The organism is Paraburkholderia atlantica, assembly GCF_000092885.1.
GTDB classification, from domain to species: Bacteria; Pseudomonadota; Gammaproteobacteria; order Burkholderiales; family Burkholderiaceae; genus Paraburkholderia; species Paraburkholderia atlantica.
Map to the genome: position 1 here is coordinate 1 of NC_014120.1, position 21,968 is coordinate 21,968.

General features: G+C 61.6%; 24 protein-coding genes. 11 read left to right on the plus strand and 13 right to left on the minus strand.

Going from position 1 to position 21,968, the window contains the following annotated elements; genetic code table 11:
* Window positions 1-83: 83 nt before the first annotated feature.
* The 4 genes from BC1002_RS33355 (at window position 84) to BC1002_RS33365 (ending at window position 1,968) form a co-directional block, all read left to right on the plus strand.
* Window positions 84-1,103, plus strand: a complete 1,020-nt coding sequence (locus tag BC1002_RS33355) for a PRTRC system protein D (protein ID WP_013094383.1) — start codon at window positions 84-86, stop codon at window positions 1,101-1,103.
* Complete coding sequence (locus tag BC1002_RS33360) at window positions 1,100-1,450, plus strand: hypothetical protein (RefSeq protein WP_013094384.1); 351 nt, start codon at window positions 1,100-1,102, stop codon at window positions 1,448-1,450. The genes BC1002_RS33355 and BC1002_RS33360 overlap by 4 nt, the downstream gene beginning before the upstream one ends.
* A 96-nt stretch (window positions 1,451-1,546) precedes the next feature.
* Window positions 1,547-1,702, plus strand: coding sequence for a hypothetical protein (locus tag BC1002_RS38580; RefSeq protein ID WP_013094385.1), 156 nt, complete (start codon window positions 1,547-1,549; stop codon window positions 1,700-1,702).
* Window positions 1,702-1,968 (plus strand): hypothetical protein, encoded by a 267-nt coding sequence (locus tag BC1002_RS33365; RefSeq protein ID WP_013094386.1) that lies wholly within the window; start codon window positions 1,702-1,704, stop codon window positions 1,966-1,968. Before BC1002_RS38580 ends, BC1002_RS33365 begins: the two co-directional genes overlap by 1 nt.
* Window positions 1,969-2,039: 71 nt before the next feature.
* Here BC1002_RS33365 and BC1002_RS33370 read toward each other — a convergent pair whose 3' ends face one another.
* From BC1002_RS33370 to BC1002_RS33395, 6 genes are all read right to left on the minus strand, one after another.
* The gene (locus BC1002_RS33370; RefSeq protein ID WP_013094387.1) at window positions 2,040-2,264 is read right to left on the minus strand and encodes a hypothetical protein; all 225 of its coding nucleotides are present in this window, start codon (window positions 2,262-2,264) and stop codon (window positions 2,040-2,042) included.
* 91 nt (window positions 2,265-2,355) lie between these two features.
* The gene (locus tag BC1002_RS33375) at window positions 2,356-3,498 is read right to left on the minus strand and encodes a primase-helicase zinc-binding domain-containing protein (protein ID WP_013094388.1); all 1,143 of its coding nucleotides are present in this window, start codon (window positions 3,496-3,498) and stop codon (window positions 2,356-2,358) included.
* Between the two features lie 246 nt (window positions 3,499-3,744).
* Window positions 3,745-4,314, minus strand: coding sequence for a single-stranded DNA-binding protein (locus BC1002_RS33380; RefSeq protein ID WP_013094389.1), 570 nt, complete (start codon window positions 4,312-4,314; stop codon window positions 3,745-3,747).
* An 11-nt stretch (window positions 4,315-4,325) separates the two neighbouring features.
* Window positions 4,326-5,186 (minus strand): hypothetical protein, encoded by an 861-nt coding sequence (locus BC1002_RS33385; protein ID WP_013094390.1) that lies wholly within the window; start codon window positions 5,184-5,186, stop codon window positions 4,326-4,328.
* A gap of 8 nt (window positions 5,187-5,194) precedes the next feature.
* Window positions 5,195-5,623, minus strand: a complete 429-nt coding sequence (locus tag BC1002_RS33390; RefSeq protein ID WP_013094391.1) for a hypothetical protein — start codon at window positions 5,621-5,623, stop codon at window positions 5,195-5,197.
* A gap of 125 nt (window positions 5,624-5,748) precedes the next feature.
* Entirely contained in the window at window positions 5,749-6,120 is a 372-nt protein-coding gene (locus tag BC1002_RS33395) for a hypothetical protein (protein ID WP_013094392.1), read from the minus strand.
* Window positions 6,121-6,620: 500 nt separating this feature from the next.
* Between BC1002_RS33395 and BC1002_RS33400 the strand changes: the two genes are divergently transcribed.
* From BC1002_RS33400 to BC1002_RS33430, 7 genes are all read left to right on the plus strand, one after another.
* The gene (locus BC1002_RS33400) at window positions 6,621-7,304 is read left to right on the plus strand and encodes a nuclease-related domain-containing protein (RefSeq protein WP_013094393.1); all 684 of its coding nucleotides are present in this window, start codon (window positions 6,621-6,623) and stop codon (window positions 7,302-7,304) included.
* 236 nt (window positions 7,305-7,540) lie between these two features.
* Window positions 7,541-7,966, plus strand: coding sequence for a hypothetical protein (locus BC1002_RS33405; RefSeq protein ID WP_049870349.1), 426 nt, complete (start codon window positions 7,541-7,543; stop codon window positions 7,964-7,966).
* Between the two features lie 86 nt (window positions 7,967-8,052).
* Window positions 8,053-9,300: a hypothetical protein gene (locus tag BC1002_RS33410; RefSeq protein WP_013094395.1), complete on the plus strand. Its 1,248-nt coding sequence runs from the start codon at window positions 8,053-8,055 to the stop codon at window positions 9,298-9,300.
* Between the two features lie 46 nt (window positions 9,301-9,346).
* Window positions 9,347-10,525, plus strand: a complete 1,179-nt coding sequence (locus BC1002_RS33415) for a FlhC family transcriptional regulator (RefSeq protein WP_041736191.1) — start codon at window positions 9,347-9,349, stop codon at window positions 10,523-10,525.
* Window positions 10,515-10,697, plus strand: a complete 183-nt coding sequence (locus BC1002_RS33420) for a hypothetical protein (RefSeq protein WP_013094397.1) — start codon at window positions 10,515-10,517, stop codon at window positions 10,695-10,697. The genes BC1002_RS33415 and BC1002_RS33420 overlap by 11 nt, the downstream gene beginning before the upstream one ends.
* A gap of 6 nt (window positions 10,698-10,703) precedes the next feature.
* Complete coding sequence (locus BC1002_RS33425; RefSeq protein ID WP_013094398.1) at window positions 10,704-11,084, plus strand: hypothetical protein; 381 nt, start codon at window positions 10,704-10,706, stop codon at window positions 11,082-11,084.
* 227 nt (window positions 11,085-11,311) lie between these two features.
* On the plus strand, window positions 11,312-12,325 hold the full coding sequence (locus tag BC1002_RS33430; RefSeq protein WP_013094399.1) for a CAP domain-containing protein: 1,014 nt from the start codon (window positions 11,312-11,314) through the stop codon (window positions 12,323-12,325).
* An 801-nt stretch (window positions 12,326-13,126) separates the two neighbouring features.
* Here BC1002_RS33430 and BC1002_RS33440 read toward each other — a convergent pair.
* Genes BC1002_RS33440 through BC1002_RS33470 form a run of 7 tightly spaced genes read right to left on the minus strand, consistent with a single transcriptional unit; the run spans window position 13,127 to window position 21,965 of the window.
* Complete coding sequence (locus BC1002_RS33440) at window positions 13,127-14,287, minus strand: hypothetical protein (RefSeq protein ID WP_013094401.1); 1,161 nt, start codon at window positions 14,285-14,287, stop codon at window positions 13,127-13,129.
* A gap of 12 nt (window positions 14,288-14,299) precedes the next feature.
* Window positions 14,300-14,908, minus strand: a complete 609-nt coding sequence (locus BC1002_RS33445; RefSeq protein ID WP_013094402.1) for a type 4 pilus major pilin — start codon at window positions 14,906-14,908, stop codon at window positions 14,300-14,302.
* Window positions 14,909-14,925: 17 nt separating this feature from the next.
* Window positions 14,926-16,056: a type II secretion system F family protein gene (locus tag BC1002_RS33450; protein WP_013094403.1), complete on the minus strand. Its 1,131-nt coding sequence runs from the start codon at window positions 16,054-16,056 to the stop codon at window positions 14,926-14,928.
* The gene (locus BC1002_RS33455; protein WP_013094404.1) at window positions 16,056-18,314 is read right to left on the minus strand and encodes an ATPase, T2SS/T4P/T4SS family; all 2,259 of its coding nucleotides are present in this window, start codon (window positions 18,312-18,314) and stop codon (window positions 16,056-16,058) included. The genes BC1002_RS33450 and BC1002_RS33455 overlap by 1 nt, the downstream gene beginning before the upstream one ends.
* 3 nt (window positions 18,315-18,317) lie before the next feature.
* The gene (locus BC1002_RS33460; RefSeq protein ID WP_013094405.1) at window positions 18,318-19,025 is read right to left on the minus strand and encodes a hypothetical protein; all 708 of its coding nucleotides are present in this window, start codon (window positions 19,023-19,025) and stop codon (window positions 18,318-18,320) included.
* Window positions 19,012-20,340, minus strand: coding sequence for a type 4b pilus protein PilO2 (locus BC1002_RS33465; RefSeq protein ID WP_013094406.1), 1,329 nt, complete (start codon window positions 20,338-20,340; stop codon window positions 19,012-19,014). Before BC1002_RS33465 ends, BC1002_RS33460 begins: the two co-directional genes overlap by 14 nt.
* Window positions 20,341-20,348: 8 nt before the next feature.
* Entirely contained in the window at window positions 20,349-21,965 is a 1,617-nt protein-coding gene (locus BC1002_RS33470) for a type II secretory pathway protein (RefSeq protein ID WP_013094407.1), read from the minus strand.
* Window positions 21,966-21,968: the final 3 nt, after the last annotated feature.

A 21,968-nucleotide genomic window follows, 5' to 3' on the forward strand; every position in this document is an offset into this window, starting at 1 on the left:
TTCCGCCGAGCGAACCTTTACGAGCCATCCAAAGTGTCACTTGAGTGCCACTTTGCCCCTCATCCTGGAAAAACGGAGTCAACTTGAAAACTTCTGTCTTCGCTGTCGACGTCGGCTACGGCAACACGAAATCTGCACTGCGCGCGGCGAGCGGGAGCATCGCCACCGGCATGCACCCGTCTCTGGCTCCCCTCGCAGCCAGCCGCACCCTATCCGGTTATGGTGAAAGCGTTCTCACGTCCCGGAAGGTCGCGACGATTGTCATCGACCAGATCGAGTACGAGGTCGGGCCAGACGTTTCCCTGACCGCTGCCTACGGCAACACCGGTCGCGCCCTATCGAACGACTACGTTCTGTCGGACAACTATGCGGCACTTCTAATGGGTTCCATCCACTTCGCGGGTCTAACGCATATCGAACGCCTGGTGCTTGGCCTGCCCGTCCATAACATGAAGAAGTATTCCGGCGCCTTGCGCGATCGCTTTACCGGAACCTTTGACTATGGCCCGGGCCGCGTCACTGTTGACAAGGTAGTGGTCATCCCACAGCCGCTCGGCTCCCTCGTGGCCGCATCAACCAATCGTCAGAACGAGTTCGGTCGGGACAGCGCGCATCTTGTCATCGACGTCGGCTATTTCACGACCGACTGGGTCTATGCGAACGGCTTCACAATGGACGACAAGCGCAGCGACGGTATCCCCGGCGGCGCATCGCAGATTTACCAGCGCATCGCGGCACTCATCTCGCGCGACCAGGATGATCAGGTGGAGGACATCGAACGCATTGACAAGGCTTTGCGCGAGCGCAAGCCGTTCTTCTTCTATGGAAATGACATCGACCTTGATCCATACCTCGAACAGTCGCAACCGGTCATCGCTGGTGTCGTCAAGGAGATGCAAAACAACGTTGGCCAGCTCACCAACGTCCGCTCGATCATTCTGTCTGGCGGCGGTGGTGCGTTGTATGCGCCTGCGATCCGCAAGGCGTTCCCGCGCGTGACACTCGAAATCATCGACTCGCCCTGCACGGCAAACGTCAAAGGCTTCCTGATCGTTGGCGAGGCCGGGCTCGCCCGCGAACGCACGGCCGCCGCGAAAGCATGAACGAAAAATTCAGAATGAAGCTGGTCATCGACGAGGTGACCACACCGGCCCTCCATGCGCGATTGAGCGCGGCCGGTTCAGCACGACAGCGCGCAACGATCCTGAGGCTACTCGCAGAGTCCGCGCTTCAGGGCGCGGGCACGCCTGATAGCCGCCCGGTGGCGATGTCTGAGGCTTCCGACACACTAGCGTCACGCTTGCATTCTGCTTCATCCCTTGCCGCGATTGAGTCATCCAGCGAGGCCAGACAATCGGTCGGCAGAACAGAGCAACCGGTCAACGAAGCGGAGGCCAAAGAAGCGCACAACGTCGAGGACATCGCCGACCAGTTTGCCGCTTTCCTTTGACTTGACTTCTGTGTCGTGATGCGAAGATGGGTTATCGCATCGGTGTGTTCATGGCGCGCCGCGCCTTGCACCGGTGCAACATTAACTGGAGGTTGTATGCTGGAACTGATCGAAATCGTCCGCGGCGGGCTGCCGCTCGGCGAACTGCGTACGTGGGTGTTTTTTGCGACGGCCGCGGCCACCGGCATCGCAGGCTGGTACAGCTACGATGTGCTCGTGTGGTACACGAACCGGAAGAAGGATGCTCAGTAATGGACCCGATCGAACGTCCGACCGACTATTACAGCAGGTTCATGGCGCTGCCGTTCTTCGCACGCCGCGCGATCATCTTTGTGGCGTCGGTCGCCCTGTGGTGGTTCGCCGCGATGCTCGCGAGCAAGCACGTGGTGGACATGGACCTCTGCGTCATACTGCTGATCACGGGCGCGGCTGGCGCGGTGTGGTCGAGCGAAATCTGGCGCCTGTGGAAGGTCTTCGCTATCGTTGTAGTGGTATGCCTGGCCATCCTGAAGTCCTGAAATTGGCGAAACGCGCAGACGAAAAAAAACGGCTCCCCCAATATCCTGGGGGAGCCGTTTCTCCATACCGATCAGTGCGGCCGGGGAGCCGCGGTAACAAGTAGACGGCGGGCGCAAAAGTCCCACGCTTCATCAAAACTCTGGTCACGGCTAGCGTATTGCGTATTGCCCGCGGCCTTCCGGTCAATCACATCAAAGGCCACTGCTTCGGACTTGACGACCGGCTGACGTCCGCCTTCGGCACCGTTCGTAGCAACGATCGCGAACCCACCCACGAGAACCTGGAACGAGCGCATTTTCTTCTCCAGAAAAATAGCCCGACGAGATATTCCCCGGCGGGGAATATCCCCACCGGGCAAGATTAAAGAGGTGCGGCGAAAGCCGCGCTTACTGCAATGCTTCTGCGAGTTGAGCAGCCTTCACACCGCCGCGACAGTTCTCCGTCGACGGCACCGCATTCGCGCACCGTGCAACCCACTCGTCAGCGAAGTCGGTTCCGCGTACACGCGGCCGGTGAACGATGGCCGTGAACCCTTCGGCTCTCAGACGCTTCGCGAGCTCGACGCCACCTGCGACGCCGACGGACTTGCCGGTCTTTGGATCGACCGCATCGAAATCAACGAAGATGTGCACGACGCGAATACCCAGGCCTTCCGGCACAACGAACTGACGCAGCAGACCGATGTTCAGGCAGTACCACGTCGGCACACCAAACAGCATGTGCGCAGCACAGGCCGTCTCGAGCCCCTCGGCGACACCGATTTCGCCATTGACTGGCTCCATCAGGCGCACTGCTCCGCCCGCAAGCGGATTGAGCGTCATGTCGTTGAGTTTCGGGTCAAGGATTTCGCCCTCGGCCGACACGATCCGCGCCTTTGCAGGCGTCGATCGTTCCAGAAATGTCCGGTGCAGCGTACCCAGACGTCCATCGGGCAATTCGAACCGCGCGAGGATGCCCGGCCAGCTGCCGATCACCTTCTTCTCGTGCCGGTACTCGAGCATGCCGAGCCGCAGCGCCGGCGAAGGTGCAACGCGCAGGCCAGGCACGCGGGCGCCCAGGTAGCGCATCACAAGGTCGCCCGCCGACAGTGGTTTTGCAGCATCCCACATCGAGCTCAGACGCCTGGCAGTGAACTCCGGGCTTGCCTTACGCTTCGGCTTTGGTGCTTCAGCTGTGCGAGCAGCGCGGATTGCCCGCGGCGCAGAACCACCGTCGATCTCGCGCATCAGCCGGTACAGCCCCATCCGGTTGACACGTGTGATCAGCTGAAGGCCGTCGCCCGCCATCACGTCGCCGTTGTTGCAATGGCGGCATACCCAGTCGCCTCGCCCACGCCTGTTGTCGTAGGTGAACCGATCGTCGCCGCCGCAAACGGGACACGCACACGCCTTGCCGGTCAATCGGTCAGCAGGCACGCCATAGCTCACGAGGAGCGAGATCCATTGCTCCGGGGAGCGAGTGAACTCCTTCAGCTTGCGCTGTAGCCACGTGTACTGCTCGGGCGTGAGTTCCCTTCCATTCAAACTCATAGTCACTCTCCTTTGCGGAAGTGGGTTAGGTCGGTGCCTGAGACAGGCGTAAGAACGCGTGCTCAAAAAAGCGGTCCGCGCGCTGCGGGCGGCTTTTTTCAGCAGACGTGCTGGCTGGATAGAAATAGAAGACAGGCGCGAACGGCCGTTGCAGAAGATCCGTCGCACGACACGCCCGAAGGCGTGTCGGTGCGAAGGTGAGGTGTTACGGGGGAAGAATTGGAAGAGCGGTGAGCCTTTCCGGGATCAGATGATCGACCACGCCGAGCGGGTGTGAAAACCCAGGAACGGAATGTCGTCATCCATCTCATCGAAGCCGCCACCACGCGGAGCACCGCCACCGCCATGAGACGGCTGCGGAGGTTGCGCGCGGGTGCCAATATTGTCCGGCGCACGCGATTCACTGGAACGCGAGGCCGGCGCTGGCCGGCTGGCCCGCGAGCCACCACGCTGTTCGAAGTCACCGCCGCTGTCGCTGCTGCTGCGGCCGCCGAGCATCTGCATCTGTTCCGCGACGATCTCGGTCGAGTAACGATCGGTGCCGTCCTGCGCCTGCCACTTGCGCGTGCGGATGCGCCCTTCGAGGTACACCGACGAGCCCTTCTTCAGATACTCGGACACGATTTCGGCGAGGCGCCCGAAGAACGAGACCCGGTGCCACTCGGTCGCTTCCTTCATCTCGCCTGAGGCCTTGTCCTTATAGCGATCGGTCGTCGCAAGACGGATGTTTGCCACAGCGTCGCCGCTTGGAAGATATCGAACTTCAGGGTCTGCGCCGAGGTTGCCGACGAGAATTACCTTGTTGACTGATGCCATTCTTGATTCCTCTATTTAGTAATTGACCATAGCCACTTGTCCCACATGATCTGTTTGCCTTCGACCATGACCGGACTGCCATCGCTACGGAATGCCGGGACCTTGATCTTGCGCAGGCGCCGCACTGAAACAACATCACCGACGACGCAGTGACATTCCGCGATTGCGTCCTTCAGGCCTTCACCCTGAAGCGTTCGCTCGCCTGTCGTCGTGTCGATGTGCATGGCGAATGACTTGTAAAAGCGCCCGGGCTTGTTGCGATCCGGGAACCGCTCTTCTCCCCAGGACAGGATGCGCCCCATCACGGCGGCGTCATTCGACTCCCCTCGCGTTCGGGCGCGCGTGGCGCTGCCGCGTGCGGGCCGGTCGTCATCGCCACTCACGTGCGAAGCAGCAAGCCCAGCTTCAGGGGTCGGCGCTTCATTCGGGTCACGTGGCTCCGACTTCGGGATGTTGAGTGATGTGCTGCCCCCCGATGTGCTGCCCCCACGAATCGCGGTGACGATCGCATCCTTGAGCGTGCAACGATGAGAAGCTACCTGTGACCAGTGGGGAGCGAGATCGGGCACGATCTTCAGGCCGAACTCGGTTTCCTCGGTGTGGTCATCGAAGGCGGGGATGAACTCAACAATGTGATCGCCCTCGTCGACGAACAGGTGCGGCGTGTCACCGATCGTCACCACCGTTTCGTTTGCCGCTCCCTGCCCTATCTCGTGCGGCACACTGATGCTACCGGTCGGGTGAGCCGCGGGCGTCTGGACAGGTGCGGCCGGTGCGCTGGCCTGAGGTAACGGTGAGGTGGGTTGTGCGGTGGATTTGCCGGGGAAAAGGTCCGCGAGTACGCGGGTAAGGAGTGATCCAGCGTTTGCCATGCTGCCTCCTAGAGCAACGTGCCGAAGCACATGCGTTGCAGCTCGCGCAGATCGTGTGCCAGCAGCGGCGTGTCCAGTATCGCGTCCTGCAGAATCTCGTGATTAACGCCGCTGACCCCGCACACAAAGAGATACGGCAGCGCACCATCCCAATATCCCATGATCCAGCCCAGGGTCGCGCGGTAGTCGTCGACGTCGAGCTTGCGGTTACACAGACGGTCGGACAACAGGGCCGCGCAATCCATCAGCGACTCGGGCATGGTATCGCCGCGACGGCTGTCACTTGCGAAAGAGATCAGGGCGTCGACCATCCTGTCGCGAACCGTTGCGCTCCAGAACTGCGGATCGGGAAGAGGGTCAGGCCGGGGGGTAGTGACGAGAACCGGCGAGGAATCGCCGAACATGTCCAGCTGCCAGGCAGCCACATGCGTTTCCATGGATTGCTCCGGTATCTGGCCGGCAACCCAATGACCCGTAACCGGGAATGGATTCCCGGCATGGGTTGAGGTGCCGTCACCGAGGGCATAAGCCCAGGGTGACGGTATGTGGTTAAGGCACCCGGTTACTGGGTACCGGTTTTGAACGGAACAACGACAGCCGATTTTGCATATTGCTTCATCGGTGCCGGTTGAGCAGCCGGGTCGTTCGCAGCCGCCGTTGCGTGTGCAACGGCAGCGGTGCGAGCTTTCGCGGCGTCAGCAGCTCTAGCAGCAGCAGCGAGTTTTTCAGTCTCGATGCGTGCGGCTTGCGCTTCGGCTTCGGCAGTTTCAATTTCCTTGGCCTTCTTCATCATCGCCTTGTACACCCAGCGAGCAGCGAGCAGGATGAGTAAGCCGGAGACCACAAACGAAATGGTCGCGAGATAGGCGACCAGACAAAGGGCGACCAGCTTGCCCGGTGTCTTCAGGGCACCGTTGAACAGAACTTTCAGCATTTTTCTCTCCAGAAAAATTCACGCACAAGGGAATGTCCGGACAACGTCCGGTGGTTTCGATGCTCGGGACGAGCAAGGAAACTCGGCGCGAGGCGCTTTCGTAGGAACCCGGAAAAGGGCCCATACGGGAACACCAGCACGGAAAAAAGATGAGGGAGAGGCAGAACGGACGCGCGACTACCGTCACGCATGTCGATGCGTCGGGGACGACGCGGAGATGAGCCTAGATTACCGCGCGCGAATCTCCCAACAGATCTGAATGCTCGCGAAAGTCGTGCAGCTTAAAAGGCAGGCGGGTCTCGCACCTGGTGGCTGCTCGCGCCATTGCGTCAGCCGGCTGACGGCCTTAACCCGGAAAGCTCGACTAAACCATATAGCTTTTCGGGATTACATGAAGGCGGAAAGAAAGCTTCCAGGTTTCTGCGTCGATTCCGCGACGACTTGACTTCGAAAATTACGCGGCAGACTGGAACTCATCTCCACTCAACGAGGTTCCCACGATGCTGACGACCATCCTTGTCGTGTCCGGCTGCGTATTCGCCTGGCGGGCACTCACGCGCCAACGCAAGCCAGACTCCACCACCGCACCCGCCACGCGCAATCAGAAAAGCGGCGACGAAGGCGAGGCGCTCGTGCAGGCGGAACTACGATCCGCGCTGCAATGGCTGTGCGGCGAGAACTTCTACCTCCACCCGGGCGCCCTGCTGCTGAACCACGCGCCGGGGACCAAGTTCCCGACGGCAGAACTGGATCATCTCGCGATTACGCCCTTCGGTATCTTCGTCATCGAAACCAAGAACTGGGCAGGCAGCATCCTGCCCGGCCCTGACGCGCAAACCGTTGTGCGCATCGGCGCCGACGGCCAACGCGAAACACGCCGCTCGCCGCTTCGCCAGAACCGGTCCAAGGTTGGTTTCCTGCGGGGTGTGTTGCCCGGCACCTGGCCGGTTGAAGGTCTGGGTGTGTTCGCGAGTGACCGCTGCGAAATTTCGGCCGCCCTCCCCGCCAATCTCATTCGTCGCGCCGACCTGCATCAATGGCTGCGAGCCCGCCAGGCACGCCACGACGCGAGGGGCGATCTACCGGTGAACGTGCACCACGCCTGGCGCGCAATTCAGGCGGTGGCTGTCACCGGTGACGCGGCAATTCATGCGCATCGCATACGCGTGATGCAATCCGCATGAACCGAGGGAAAACCCTAAATAAATTGCCCGGAATTTCTAAAGGTTCCCGAATGCTTGCCGATTCAACCTTTGCTTCGCGCAAAAGTGACGGTTGTCACAAAAGCTGCATGTAATCGTGCGCCTTTCAGCCGAAACGGGCGAAAAACGAAGCGTATTCTGGCCAGGGGATGAGTGCTACGCGCATCAGAAAGGTCAGAGTGCAGTGTCACGCCACACGGAAACAGAACAGAAAAGAAATGAAAAACGTTAAACATTCCTCACAAGACCGCTCCGCGGCCGGCTTACACATGATGATCGCGAAGGCGATTGCCGACATCGTGCATCTTGTCCAGCAGGACCGGACGCAGAACCTTGGCGACAAGCCTGTGATACGGCAGCACGCCACCAGCTGGGCATTGAGCTTCGTCGAGCGCGAATTGAACCTCTCCCGCTCCAGCGCCAGGCTCTACCTCCGGTGCCACCAGCAATTCGGGACCAATCCGGAAGCCATCCGGCACCTCCGCCTGAGCGACATGCATCTGCTCGCGGGTGCGAGTGATGAGCTCGTCGCCGTCATCGTGGCAGCCAGAAAAGCTGACCCGCGCCTTCCACTCCGGGAAGTCAGGAGACTGATCGACGCCTTTCGCGGGCCGGGCAACCACTACGCGGCCTGCAACGCATAGCGTCAACGACAGACTTCCGTCGGCTTCGCTTCGCGCAACACCTGCGAACCGGCTTCCTCCCGAAACGAGCAAGGACACACACCATCATGAGCAACAGCAAGGACAAGAAAGTCAACAACGACGAGTTCGACCCGACCCGCCTCGACGCAGGCGGTGCAGACCGATCTGATGCGCTGGAAGAGTCGTTGCCCCCCGCATTTGCCCATATTCCGGACCAACGCGAAATCAGTCAGGCCGCGCGGCAGTTCTTTGCCGGCCAGCTGGATGATTCACTTGTCGCCGCGATCGTGGCCGAAAGCGAAGAAGTCGCACACTCGACCCGCAAGATCCTTCAGGAGCATATGCGTATCGGCGGCAACTTTGCCCATATCCTGACCCGCGTGCAGAACGATTTCGTCAGCCGCCTCGGGGATACGCCGAAGTCCCGGAGCACCGCTACGGAACTCGTCTACCGCTTCCTTGAGCAGGTTTTCCGGCGCTCCCGGTCATCAGTGAAACTGTATATCCGCTGCTACGAGAAATTCAGTACGAACGTTGGGGCCGTGCAGATACTTTCACTGAGCGACATGCAGTTGCTGGTTGGCAACGACGTCGGTGACGAGATCGTTGAGATGGTCGTCGATGCGAAGAAGGAGAATCCCGAGCTGAGCAGACGGGAAATCAAGAAGCTCATCGCCGACTATCGCGACCAGCTTGCGGAAAAGGACACACGCCTTGACGTCGTGACCAACCAGCTATCGGATGTCGCGGGAGAGCTTGACGACACGAAATCCGACCGCGACCGCCTCACTGAGGAAGCCAGGCGCCTGCAACAGCAGATCGAGCAGGAGAAGAAGAACGCGAATGGCACGCTCGTTGAACTCGCCGAAGCCCAGCGGATGCTGAGTGTGCTGCAAAACCAGCTTGCCAATACCGAGCGCGAACTGACCACCCGAACAAACGAACTGCGCGAAGCATCGGAAAAGGTGCAGACGAAGGAAGTCCCTGTGCCGACGCTGCCTGAACACATCAAGAATCTCCAGGAGGCGACACAGAACGCGATGGACGATTTCAAGAAAGCCAGCGAGAAGGCCGAGGCAATGCGAGCGGAGGTTGCCGCGCTCGAGCAACGACGGGACGCGGAGGCCAGGAAGATCGAAGAGCAGGAGTTGCTTGAGAAGAAGATCAAGGGGCTGCTCCAGAAGTTCGGCGATTTCATGCAGGACTACCACAGCGCCCAGCTTCTGGTCACGGCAGACGGCGCGCACAAGGCCTTCACGGGTCTGTTCACGGCGCTGGCCGACCTCGTCGGCAAGTTTCACGGGGAGTTGCAGGCTGCCGCACGCGCAGCCTGATTGATGGCCGCCGCATATTAGAGAGAAAGAGAAAAAGAAATACATGATGGAAAACAAAGATAACTACCGCGCCGTCGAGCGGCTCTACGTCCCGGACTGGCTCAACGAAGTGATTCAGGTGACGAACTTCAACCTGGTCGACCACCTGAAGCTGATGTTGCGGCACGACAGCCGCTTCAGCGAGGTGCTGAACATTTCCCGCGAGGAGATCGACCAGCTCAAACTGAATCAGGCCTCCTTGCGCAACCTGCTGCGCACGCCTTTCCTGATGGTCGAGCCCACGCTGCAAACCGTCGAGGACTGGCGTTGTTTTGTCGACCAGACGCCGACGACCGTGGCCGTTGACATCCTGCGTCGCAAGACGCCGCCGCTCGACCACCTGTCCCTGTATGCAGTCAACCACCAGAATGTCGCCTTTCTGAATCTGGTCACCCAGGTGCTGAACATGAGCGTGCTGTGTGCGCCGCTGCTCGGGATCACGACGGAACTGGCGAAATATCTGCGGTCGGTGCCGCAGTACAAGCTCAACCTCGCGCTGGGTGGCATGCAAGGCCTGCCCCTCTTCCGCTGGCGCTTTAACAGTCCCACCTTCTGGTACGAGTTTGCCGCCAGCAGCCTGACCGATGAAATGATTGCGCATCTGATCATGCGCACGTCGCCGGCGCGCGCGGGCGAGCTGCCGATCCGGGCCGACTGGAGTGGGCTGCGACTCGGACGGGCGACCAATGAAATTTTCGCGGCCGCCATGATGGCGCATGGCCTGCGCGCCTCGACAGCCTCGACGCTCTTCCAGTTGAACCAGCACCAGATGCGAACGCTGTACCAGAAGATCCACGGCAGAAGCTCGCCGTGCGGCAACGTCGCCACGTCGCTGCCCTGGTTCGTTGAGAGTCCATTTCACCGCCTGCACGCCACGACCTATATGTGGCTGTACCGGTCGGCGATTGCGATGGATGCCAACGCACCCGAGGCGCTCATTGCGACGAACGATATCTACGCGCGCCTGTTCGAAGGCCGGCTCATCTCCGCAGATCGAGGCTGGAACCTGACCCGCTCGATGGCCGCCGACACGCGTCTCACCGTCGCTCCCTGCCGCTCCTGTACCACGCACTATGTTGTCTCGAACAACGACACGAAGATCGAGGTGCATAACCGCTTCGCATGCCCTGCGTGCCTGCAGCAGCTCAACGCGAAGAAGCCGCGGAGGAAAACGCGTGACGCCTGACATCGCGCAACAATCGGAATTGCCCGCCGGGCTGGTCGTCTTCAGCGCAGACGGCAGCGCGCAGTTCGGCTGGCAGAATCCCGAGACCGGTGCATTCCATTCGGAAGCAGACGGTAACGTGATTGTGGATGCGGTCGGCGTCGTCGCATGGCTTGCGGGACGGGTGCACTGACCGAATATGAAGATGACGATGGAGGACTTCGACTATCTCGCACCCGAGAGCAACGCCGCGTGGCTCGACGGCCGCGGTGACGGCCGTTTCGAGCAGTACGAGCAGTTCTATCGCGACGAGCGGGCCCGACTGGCCGAAGGGTTCGACCTGAAAACGGTCAACGAGGGATACCAGGAATGGGCCGGTCGCCAGCCTTCGCGCCTTCTCTCGATGCTGAGCGCACCGTGGTTTGGCCGGGTCGCCGTCGTCTTTTTCTGCCTCTATATGGCTTCGCGCCTCATCCCCGTCGTGGCAAAGCTCCAGCCGGTGGCGACCGGCGGCCTGCTCATCGCGGCCTTCGTGGGCCTTCGCGTGTTTCACTGGCGGCGTCGCCGGCGGCGCACCTGAGCGCTCACCGCCTATCCCCCAGACTTCTTTGGACCAGATACTGGGCGATTCGCTCAATTCTTACGTGAATTTACCGATATCAATAGAATGCCCAATCCGACAACGGCGCGATCGCCCGACGATTTCCGGAGCGCGACCGGGCGCGACTTGACTTTGCGCGCCGCTCGATAAGATGGAATCAAGGTCGTGCAAGGGGCACGGCCAACAACAAATCCAAGGATTCAATAATGAAGAAGAACATTTCCACTCTGACAGCCATTTCTTTCGCGGCCATGCTTGCCCTCGCTGCATGCGGCGGTGGCGGGGGCGGTGGTGACAGCAGCGGTAGCAGCAGCGGCGGCAGCAGCAACAACGGGAGCAGCAGCACCCCGCCAGCGTCCACGGCGACTAGCGCCAACGTAACGACGCCGCAGTACACCGCTGATAGCGCGCAACTCGCTGTTTTCAACACGCTCAACCAGCAGCGGCAGCAGTGCGGATTTCCCGCTTTCGTCGAGAACACTCAACTGGATCAGGCCGCGCAGGCTCATGCGTCTTATATGGGTCAGAACGGCGGCACGATCAGCGATACAGAGGTAGCGACCAACACCGGCTATACCGGCGTTACATACGCTGACCGCGCGGTTCATTTCGGATTCCCGGGATCGGGTGTCTATACCGGGGGCGCGAGCGCCGGTTATTACACAAACGCCACGTTGAGTGAAGCGGCTTATGGCCAGCAAATTGTCAATGAATGGCTAGGTGGGGTCTATCACATCGCAGTCGCTGCTTTGCCGGTTACGGAAATTGGTGTGGGCTGGAATGAAACGACGTACAACGGATACCCCGAAATCCATTCGTCCGTCTCGATCGCGAACCTGCAATCACTTTCAGGGAATCTGCCACTGACGTTCCCGTGTCAAGGCACCACTGGCGTGCCATATAAGGAGGCGGGGGAATTTCCGACCCCGCCGAATACTTCCGGTGCGTTCGGAACGCCCGTCGCGGTAGTCGGCAACCCGACTGATACGATCGTGCTGACGTCGGGCACTTACACGGACACGTCGGGTAACGTCATCACGCTGCAAGTCCTGAATTCGACAAATGATCCTAACCAGGAACTGTCGGCGTTCGAAGCAGTTGCGTACCCTGCTGCGCCGCTGACTGCTAATACGACCTATTCGGTATCTCTCACCGGCACGCGCAATGGAACAGCATTTTCGCGCAACTTCACCTTCACGACGGGTAATGTCGTGGGCTGACGCGGCCGATAGGTTGCCGGTATGGCGGCGCTCTCCGCCAGCAGGAAAAAGCCCCGCGCAGTGACCGGGGCTTTTTTATTGACATCACGTTTTGTGGCGTTTGCGAACTTTCTTATCGCCTAGTGGTTAAAACCCGAACAAGCGTATGCGGGCTGCGGTGGAATCGAAGCGCCCGGATAGCCGGCAGCCACCGCGTATAACGACGCAAGCGGCCACGTGTTCCCGTCAGCGTACGTGTCCCAATTGTCGCCAATGGACGTCACGTAAGGCCGCCCTTGACCGTCCATCAAAACCGGGTATTGGTTACCGAACCAATACTGGAAATACGTGGTTGATCCGTCGGACCAATTATTCTGATAGACCGCTGTTGGCATCGAGCCAGATTTGTTCCCATTGGTGAAGGTCTCGCAAGCCCCCCATACCCAAAATCCCGTGATCGACACTATCGTTTTCGGTGGCGGGCTGGGAGCAGTACAGCCAAGGTTCACCCAGCTCGACCCATTCCAGTCTGGCCCACTTTGAATCCATCCAGGCGCACAGCTTGGTGGCGCCTGGTAGTTGCACACGGGATCTGAGTATTTCGAACCGATCCATTGCGCCGCCGAAACCGTCGTATAGCCCGGTCCGCTAGAGCATGTAGGCGCGGTCTGCCACCCTGTCGTGATCTGCGTGACGCACGTTGAATCCTGATTGTTGACCGAACACCTCACTGGCCCTGCCAACACCGCGTGGCTGCACAGCAGCGCGCACACGTACACCCCAACCCTGATGATGAGCTTCGTCAGGCTCATTTCTTCTCCCTCAATAAGAGCAAAACGTAGAAGCGACCGCGCGCCCGTCAATGATCGCGCCGCTGCCGTCCGTGATGTAGACCGTCCACGGTCCCGTTCCTGAAGTCGGGTAATTGATCGTGGCTGTCGGGTCCGTGTACATGCTCTGCCCCGACACAACTATCCCAGGTGTGCCGCCTGCGGGGCACTCAGGGTTCGGCACATAGGTACCGGCGCCAGAAAGGATCGAAGTGTAGCCGTACCAGAGCTTCTGTCCGCCAACCGGCATCCATTGCAGAACGCCCGACAGCTTCTGGCACGACAGCATCAGCCCCGACCCGTCGCTTGCCCCGGCCATGGCATTCACCGCCGGGCAAGCGGTTCTTGGCCAGCCCACGCTGCCCATTCCGATCGTCGTGCCCGCGGTGACAGTCGTACCAGCCGTGACCGTCGTGCCCGCGGCTACCGCACCGCTTGCCGCCACCGCGCCCGTGGCTCCAACATTCGCCGCGCTCACCGTCCCCTCTGCATCCAGATCGTGAACGTTATGCAGGCTCACGTGATTGACGTTCTGGTCCCCCGTCCACGTCAGCGCGCCGTCGCGTCGGATATAGACCGAGTTACCGTCCGAGGTTGGCCCATTGGTCGCAAGGATCGCGGCCGGGACATTGCCCAGCGGATTGGTCGCCGTCCATGCACCGTTCAGGCCAGTGATCGTTCCAGCGTTCTGCGTTTTCGAGTATCCGAACGCATTGCCGCCAGCCTGCGCAATCTGCGACGCGCCGACGATATCCGGCACCCCGCCGCGCGTGAGCGGCTTCGACGGATACATGACGTACGTGACGTGGCAGTCGCCGTTGCTGGCCGAACACGTCGCAGGCCCCACACTCATGCTGATCACGTACGACCCGCCCCAGAACGGTCCCGGTGCGTGCGGCTGTTTCAGGTTCCCCTGCGTGAACAGGTCATTGAGCGTCGGCGGGTTGGCGACCACCGCAACAGGGCCGCCCGCAATCAGCGCCGCGTAATTGTTGGTCACCCAGTCAGATAAGGCCGAGTTGATGACCGCCTCGTTCTGGCCTTCGGCCGTCATGACCTGCGCGCGCCGTTTCGCTGCGTCTTCCTTGATCGCGACCGTCGTCATCAGCGCAGCGGCCACCAGCACGACCACCATCTCAACGATGCTGAACATGGGCGACTGTCCTTAGTTGTTGTGCGTCGCGTACATCGCAATGCTCGCCGTCGCGCCACCCGAACTGCACGCCGTCCCCGCAGCCGTCTGGCTGAAGGTCGTATTGGGATCTGAGACGGTCGTCCCGTTGACGGTCACCTTGGTATAGGCGCCTGCCACCGCGCCAACCGCGAGTGAGCAGACCGTCGCCGGAACCGGATAGGTCACCACCATCGCATCGTCGGTCGTGGCAATGGTGGCGACCGCGACTGTCACCGGGCCGCCGAAGATGCCGGTCAGCGTGCCGGCCGTCTTGTTCACCCGGCTGCCTGCCGAATCGAACGCGTGATTCTGCGCCAGCGTGAGCAGCGATTCGGCCGAAAAATCCGTGTCGCTCGCCGTCGCGTCCTGGATACCGCTGCGGAAGAGTTGCGACTCGCTCTTGAACTGGTGCGCGTGAATACGATCCATCACGAAGCTGCGACCCTCATAGACGATGAGAGCCAGCAGCGCGGCACCCGCCATGACGGCTGCGCCTTCGATGATCGACAGCTCGCCGGACTGTTTGCGCCGGCGTCCCATGCGCAGGATCGCCGCCTTGCGTTGTTCCTGGGTCTGATTCTGGATCAGGTTGTTGTTCATTTTTCTCATTGCCTCGGTCAATTTGATACAGCGGATGTAGTCGGGGAAGAATCGAAGCTCGCCGCGCCGGTCGCCGCGTACGATCCGATGCCCAGCACAAAAAACAGCGAGACGGCGAAGCCGAGCAGCACGTAGTGCGTGATACGTGCATTGCGGCGCACGGTGGCGACGACGCGGTCCAGCGAAGTCCGGCCGAGACTCTTGATGGCCTGGACGAACTGGTCGCGCCCCGCCGCATCGGCGATCGTGTCGATCACCATCTCGGAGAAGATGCCGGTGTCGAGCGCCCGCATCGGTTCATCGGGGCGTTGCGTGAGCCGCCGGCTCATGCGGTCGATGTGCCACCGGAGCCACGGGTCGGCGGTCTTGGCAAGACGGTCGAGCGCAGCGCGCAGGACGAGATTTGAATCGAAGAGACCGGCAAGCGACACGATGAGCAGCGCAGCACGCAGGTCGCGCCGGTTGCGCCACATCAGCGGCAACGCATCGACGCGGTTACGGAAGTGTCCGGTCCAGCGCTTGAGCGTCCAGAAGTACAACGACACCAGACCCGCGGCGATCGCAGCGCTCAGCCACCAGTACTCGTAGCAGAACGTGTCGATCGCATAGAGCGTTTGCCCTATTGGCAACCATTGATCGACCGGCTTCGTGTCCGCGACAGCCGGGAAGATTTCCCCGCCGAACAGCATGCAGAACATGTAGAGATAGACGATAAGGAATGCCGGATAGGCCATCTCCAGCGACGTTGTCGACGCGAGCACACCCTCCGCGTGCGCAGCCATTTCCGCGAGCTCCAGCCCCCGCACCGCGGCGTCTTCGCGCGTCGATGTTCCCGCGATATCGAGGAGCGCGTGTTCCTGGCTCGGAATGAACGGCTTGAGCGCGGTGGCAAAGTCGTCGCCCGCCACCATGCGCTTCGCAACCGCATTGAACACGGGCCACGTCAGCCACCTGCGCGAGCGATGACGCTTTTCGAGAGTCGTCAGGCGCTCGAGCAGCGTCTCACGATTGCGCAGCCCCTTGGCCGCCACGTCCAGCCGTGTCTCGCGATAGAAAGTCTCGCGCATCTTCTGGAAGCGCCAGCGGGCAATGCGCAGCCGCTCCTTCTGCGGCAGCGCCATGAAGAGCGTATGAATCAGTCCTCGCATCACGACGGCAGCCTCCCGTCACGGTCAGCGAAGATCCGGTATTCGTCGAACGGACGCATCGCCGTGTCGATGAAGCGCGGATCGATGATCCCTTGCGACGCCTTGTAGAGCGCGTGCTCATAGATCGTCTTGCCCGTCATGTCATCGCTGTCAAACCCCGTCGTGCGCGCCGATCGCCATACCCGCTCGGCGCCGCGCCAGTCGCGTTCGGCAACGCGATCCAGAAACTCCATCGTCGGCCGGAAGATCTCCATTGCAAGCGTCTGCCCTTTCGTACCGGCCGCGACCTTACCCGCCCGCGTGAACAGTCCCTTCAGGCGGCAGTGTTCGCAACCGGCTTCGTCGCGGCACGCCATCTTCGATGTGTCCAGACCGAACTTGCGTTCGAGCGTTTCGATCTGCGCTGCCGACATCACGTCACGCGCCGGCACCTTGCAATGCGGGCACAGCAGGGGGATCAGCTTCTGGTTCGCGACTGCATTGATGAACTTCTCGGAAGACACTTCATCCATCGGCAACTGCAGGCGCCCACCGGCGAGACGCATGAAGGCACCGATCGCGCTGTCCGCATGAAGCGTGGTCTGCACCGGATGCCCGGTGAGTGCGAGCTCCGCCACGAGTCCGGCGACGACACGGTCCCGGATTTCTCCGACCGTCACATCGTCCGGGTCCATGCGCATCAGCGTGCGGATCACCTCGGCGCACTTGCGGTTCGCTTCTTCGTCGGTCTCATCTGGACGACGCGGAATCGAAATGTCCGAGAGCCACGGTTGCGGATATTCGGACGGCTCATTGACTGCGAACTGCTTGCGAAGGTCGCGCGACGCGAGCATGAAGGACATCGCGCGCAGTAACGTGGACTTGGCTGAGCCCGTCTCGCCGGTCAGGACCGTGACCCCGCCGCTGACGTTGCCCAGCGCCTGAACGATGCGCAACTGGGACGTCTGCAGCCCCATCTGTTCCGGCATCAGCACCTTGAGGTTGCGGAAGTTGCCGTCGAGCAGGCGCAGGCCCACATCGAAACCACCAACGAGCGGCGAACTCTGCCAGCGGATATTGACGATGTCCGAATGCACAACGAGTGGGATCATCGCCGACTGCGACGCCGTGGGCTGGAACGTCTCGCCCGAGTTGGTGTTACGCGCGACGAGATCCTGATAGGCGGCCGACAGCGCGCGCCGCACCAGCGCCTTGGGCAGCTTGCGGTACGTGTAGAGGTCGCCGTTCACACGAAACCGGGCTTCGACATCGTCGTTGAAATCGCGGTACTCGTAGTGAATATCGCCGGCCCCGTAAGCGACTGCGGCTTCGGTCACATCGCGGAACGTGCCGATCGCGCGCGAGCTCTCCGGGATGATCGCGGCTGACCGGTTGCGTTCGCGCGCGTAGATCGCGGCGATCACCGCGTCCGTTGCGATCATCTCTTCATGCACCTTGATGTCGGCGCGCTCGAGATCCATCACATACGTCGGATAAAGCGCGGACTCGTGAAATGCACGCGTCGTGATGACGATTGCCATCCCGGCCTGCACTTCCACGGCCACGAACTCACGGCGTGCGGAATCCGTGATGCGCAGTGTCGCGTCCTGGCCGCGTTCACTCAGGATGCGCTTGAAACCCAGTGCATCGGCGGCCACCAGTTGCGGCAGGCCTGACGGGAGGAATTCGGCCTGCTGCGACACTACGTCCGCTTGAGCATGGAGTTCGTGCACCTCATGCATCCCGTCGGCGGGCTGTGTCGGCGGCATTTCCTGCGGTGCAACGTCATGCGCTTCGACCCGAGACTCGTCGGATTCAGCCGTAGGGCGTCCCATGACGGGTGACGCCATCGCTGACTCAGGAACATCGGCCTGCGTCGTTCCAGGGACGTTCTCCGCGGCCTGTTGCGCTTCAGCCGCGTGGTCAGTCGTCGGCTCAACTCGCGCCGCGTGAGGGGGTGCCTCCCGCTGTGCAGGATCGACGCCGACCGCCTCGTGCGCGTTGCTGTCATTGGCATCGACGTCGGTGACGTCCGCCATTCTCAGCCTCATGCCAAGCGTCATCGGCTGCCCCGGCTTCGCGTCCACTGGCTCTGCCTTGAGCGGCCTGTCCTTACGCACGAAGCGCGGCTCGCGATTCGTCTCGTCTTTGCGGTCTGCACCCGCAATAGGCATCGACGCGGGGGATTCGTCAGTGAACCCGGCGCGCAATGCACGGAACCGCCCAAGTATGCCGCGCGAGGACGGCTCGTCTTTTTCAATACCGTTGAAGAGGCTCATCGTTTATCGCGCGGTAGCGGAAAGAGGAAAGGAAGAAGGCAGCGGACCACCCAGATCACTCAGTGTTCGTGTCGGCCCGCCGGATTGTTGCGGGTTGTCCGATGTACTGGTCGTGCCGCCGCTGATGGTTTCCGTCCAGGTACGCTTGCCATCCCCGACGGTGACAACAAATCCATCAACCCGCTTCACGGTCCAGCCATTGAGCAGCTTCGCGCCGACATGCGCGGGATAGGAGGCGCTGCGGTACTCGTACAGCACCGACTGCCCGCTCACATCGCTGAAAGCGCCGACGAAGCGCACCGGTTCCACGCGGGCACTCGCAGTTATCGGCCTTGTGACCGGCGCACTGACAGGCGCGGTTGCCGGTGCGGGCGTGTTGAGCGTGACCGCACTGCCCTGCGGCCCGCTATCGCCGGCAAGCTGGCGTGCGATCTTTGAGCGGGTGATCTGGTCGATCTCATCGATCGACAGATGCGGCGTAGCGGCGGCCGGTACCGTCTGGGCTGGAGGTTGGGAGACCGGTTGAGACGCTGCGCTTGCCGGTGCAGCGCCAGCCGACACGGCCGTCCCCGTGTCGATATTGGCCGAGGGGACGCGCACGCTGACCGTCTGCAACTTCGGCGCAGCCGGCTTCATCTGTTGCGCCTGCGCAGCACCGGTGACCAGCATCAATGCGCTGGCAAGCGCTGTCAGCCGTTTAGTCGAGAACATAGTATTTGCCCTTCGCTGTGAAATGGATTCCGCCCTGGTCGCCTGCACCGCCGTTCGCCTTCCCTGTTGCGCCCTGTTCGGTCAGCTTCAGCTCAACGGTCATGGAGTCGAGCGTCATATTGGATGGCAGCTTCGCGAGCAACGGTGATTGCCAGCGAAAGCCGTTGATCTCCCACGCCCCGACGCGAATCATCTGCGCAGGCCGCGGGCCGGTTGCCCCCGGCGGAATCGCGAGTAACGGCCTGGCAGGTTCGATGTGAACCGTGTACCCGTAGCTGACCAGCTCGAACGGTTTGGTCGAGAGCTTCTGTGGTGGCGTCTGCAGCGCGTCGATCAGTCCCTGCTCGGTCGGCCACGCCTTCTGGTCACTGGCTGTCACGAACGCGACGCCCGGCACCAGCGGACCGCGCGCTCCGGCACGCAGACCATCCGCATCAAAGCGCAGCGGACGCATCGCTTCGGGCGCCGCCTGGCGGAGGTCATCGAAACTGCCGCCATACCGGCGAAGGGTCAACGAGCAATAGCCCTGCGTCGCGCACACTGCCTTCTCGAAGACCCAGCCCGCCACGACGGATTCGCTACTGCCAAGGGTGGAAAGAAGCGCTGGCGCGAGCAGATTGGCGCGCGGCATCTTCGCGGCGAAGGTCTGACGCACAAGCGCGGCGTACCGGTCCTCGAGCGACGGCTCTTTCGGGGCCGGCGGCGTCGGGGGATCCAACAGGTCCCTCAGTTGCATGCCACCCAGGACAACGGCCACGAGAATCACGAGAACCGGCACGACTGTCGGCACGTTAGCCGGCAGTTTCGAAATGCGCCCCGTCTTGCGATCGTCAAGCAGCGCTGCCGCGCCGAAGCTCTCGTCCACGTCTCCCACGGCCTGGCCGGAGCCGAGCGTCGTTAACGTCAGGTTCAGCCTCAGGCATTCCTGCTCGATCGTCAGACGCCTTTCGTGCGCCTTCGGTACCGTGAGAACCTCGTCGCTGCGTACGACACCACGCACCACGAAGACGACGTGCACGCGCTGGTCATCCTGCAGCATGACGAGTACGGCAGCCCTTCCCTTCACACGTTCGTGCTGGGCGATCCGCGCCGCTCCCGAATACAGGCGCGCGCCCTTGATCTCGCCCGTCTCAGGTGCGCAGAAACCACCGATGGCGTCCTTGCCGACCTTGTATTCGATGTAGTGCGTCGCGCCGAAATCATCGGCGTATCGGCGGCGCTCGGCGCGCATCTGTTTTGCAGGATACGCGCGCCAGTCCAGTCCGAAGACCAGGCGCGCGTTCTTCTCGCGCGGCAGCGGATCGGTAATGTGCATGCCCGTGCTCACATCGACGGGACGACCGTAGCCGTCAGCATGATCACCTGGAAGGTCTTCGACTTGTTCCACAGACCCGTGATACCCGCGATACCGCCATTCGTCGTGCTGTTCGCAAGGTCCGTCATCTGGCCGTACAGCACGACCGTCTGACCATCAGACAGCGCGATCGTCTGGTCCTCCTTGCTGCCTGTCGTGTGCGCCAGCTGGATCTGTTGCAGCGTCTGGCCAGAGCCGACCGACGCCGACGTGAACGGGCCATTGAGCTTCGAACTGTCGGCCCAGTACGAGAGGATGATCTGGTTGTGGTCGTTGACCGCTGGCAGGATGTTGACGAAGTCACCCGTGGTCACGGTTCCCGGCGTGAGACCCGGCACGCCCCCAGACGTGGCCGTGAGGCTCCCCGCAGACGGCGATGTCGAGCGCAGATAATCGTCGCTCTGGAACGAGGCGATGGAAACGGGCAGGCCGTTGAGCGTCATCTTCGTCTGCGTGCTGTCCTGAACCGTGCGGCCATACTGGTTCAGCGCATTGATGACAGCGTTCGTGCCCGAGAACGGCGCGTTCGCCTGCAGCACCGACAGGCCGACCGTGCCGCCGCCCGACGAGAGCGATGTGGGCGACGTGAAGCTGACCGCATACCTGGCAAGACCGCCCTGGATATAGTTGAACACCACGTCGGCATTCACGCCCGCCTGACTGCCGTTGTTCAGCGCGATCTGCAGCGTACGCACACGCAGCATCACCTGACGCGTCGAGACGGCGTTTTCCTGGGCGAGCAGTTTGCCCATGCGGTCTGCCGCCTCACGCGTGTCGTAGACCATCACGAGACGGCTCTGCGGATTCACGGTCACGCGACCCATTGGCGAGCGCAGCTTGTCGAGCGCATCCTTGATTGCCTTGATCTGGTCGAAATCCCCTTCCCGCCCCGTTGAGGTCTGGGCAGCGAATGAGCCCGTGTTGCCGCCCGATCCGCCGGTGCCGTTCGCCTGGTTGCCCGTCGAGGTGTCCATGCCCTTAGACATGGTCGACTTGATCGACACCTTGCCCGGGATCGCGGCGATCTGATACATGCGCGTGACAAAGCGCGTGATGTTGATGGTCGAGCCGTCGAACGACCAGTCGAGACCGAGGTCTTCTGCCATGCGGGTCAGATACGCGCCGGCATAGCCCGTGAAAACCTGGCCGTAGACAGGCTCTTCATAGCCATTACCGTTTCCTGTCGCGCTGCCCTTGCCGCCTGAGGAATCCGTCTCGCGTGGTACCAGCGAACTGCGCGGCACGAACACGTCGGGGCTCAGATGGACCGGATAACCGGTCGCGCCGGAGATGAGCGTCGAAATCTGCCTGATACCGATGTTCGCAGGCATCGTCACCTTCTTCTCGCGGAAGGTGGCGGGCAGCGTCGCTTCATACGCGACAGGCACCAGCCGGTCGCCGAGGAACGCCGTTGGCACGTCTTCCACCAGCGCCATCGAACCAGGCAGATTGGCCATCGCGTCGCTCCCGATGCGATGAGCCCCGTCGTAGGCCGCGTTGATGTCGCTCTGATTGACCGCGCAACCTGCGATCATCAGCGAGCAGGCGACGGAAAGGCCAGTTTTGATAATGGATGCGTGACGCATGGT

Bases quoted from the DNA above. Each gene is read 5' to 3' on its own strand.
- BC1002_RS33360 (WP_013094384.1), top strand. From the start codon at position 1,100: ATGAACGAAAAATTCAGAATGAAGCTGGTCATCGACGAGGTGACCACA.
- BC1002_RS38580 (WP_013094385.1), top strand. From the start codon at position 1,547: ATGCTGGAACTGATCGAAATCGTCCGCGGCGGGCTGCCGCTCGGCGAA.
- BC1002_RS33365 (WP_013094386.1), top strand. From the start codon at position 1,702: ATGGACCCGATCGAACGTCCGACCGACTATTACAGCAGGTTCATGGCG.
- BC1002_RS33370 (WP_013094387.1), bottom strand. From the start codon at position 2,264: ATGCGCTCGTTCCAGGTTCTCGTGGGTGGGTTCGCGATCGTTGCTACG.
- BC1002_RS33375 (WP_013094388.1), bottom strand. From the start codon at position 3,498: ATGAGTTTGAATGGAAGGGAACTCACGCCCGAGCAGTACACGTGGCTA.
- BC1002_RS33380 (WP_013094389.1), bottom strand. From the start codon at position 4,314: ATGGCATCAGTCAACAAGGTAATTCTCGTCGGCAACCTCGGCGCAGAC.
- BC1002_RS33385 (WP_013094390.1), bottom strand. From the start codon at position 5,186: ATGGCAAACGCTGGATCACTCCTTACCCGCGTACTCGCGGACCTTTTC.
- BC1002_RS33390 (WP_013094391.1), bottom strand. From the start codon at position 5,623: ATGGAAACGCATGTGGCTGCCTGGCAGCTGGACATGTTCGGCGATTCC.
- BC1002_RS33395 (WP_013094392.1), bottom strand. From the start codon at position 6,120: ATGCTGAAAGTTCTGTTCAACGGTGCCCTGAAGACACCGGGCAAGCTG.
- BC1002_RS33400 (WP_013094393.1), top strand. From the start codon at position 6,621: ATGCTGACGACCATCCTTGTCGTGTCCGGCTGCGTATTCGCCTGGCGG.
- BC1002_RS33405 (WP_049870349.1), top strand. From the start codon at position 7,541: ATGAAAAACGTTAAACATTCCTCACAAGACCGCTCCGCGGCCGGCTTA.
- BC1002_RS33410 (WP_013094395.1), top strand. From the start codon at position 8,053: ATGAGCAACAGCAAGGACAAGAAAGTCAACAACGACGAGTTCGACCCG.
- BC1002_RS33415 (WP_041736191.1), top strand. From the start codon at position 9,347: ATGGAAAACAAAGATAACTACCGCGCCGTCGAGCGGCTCTACGTCCCG.
- BC1002_RS33425 (WP_013094398.1), top strand. From the start codon at position 10,704: ATGAAGATGACGATGGAGGACTTCGACTATCTCGCACCCGAGAGCAAC.
- BC1002_RS33430 (WP_013094399.1), top strand. From the start codon at position 11,312: ATGAAGAAGAACATTTCCACTCTGACAGCCATTTCTTTCGCGGCCATG.
- BC1002_RS33440 (WP_013094401.1), bottom strand. From the start codon at position 14,287: ATGTTCAGCATCGTTGAGATGGTGGTCGTGCTGGTGGCCGCTGCGCTG.
- BC1002_RS33445 (WP_013094402.1), bottom strand. From the start codon at position 14,908: ATGAACAACAACCTGATCCAGAATCAGACCCAGGAACAACGCAAGGCG.
- BC1002_RS33450 (WP_013094403.1), bottom strand. From the start codon at position 16,056: ATGCGAGGACTGATTCATACGCTCTTCATGGCGCTGCCGCAGAAGGAG.
- BC1002_RS33455 (WP_013094404.1), bottom strand. From the start codon at position 18,314: ATGAGCCTCTTCAACGGTATTGAAAAAGACGAGCCGTCCTCGCGCGGC.
- BC1002_RS33460 (WP_013094405.1), bottom strand. From the start codon at position 19,025: ATGTTCTCGACTAAACGGCTGACAGCGCTTGCCAGCGCATTGATGCTG.
- BC1002_RS33465 (WP_013094406.1), bottom strand. From the start codon at position 20,340: ATGCACATTACCGATCCGCTGCCGCGCGAGAAGAACGCGCGCCTGGTC.
- BC1002_RS33470 (WP_013094407.1), bottom strand. From the start codon at position 21,965: ATGCGTCACGCATCCATTATCAAAACTGGCCTTTCCGTCGCCTGCTCG.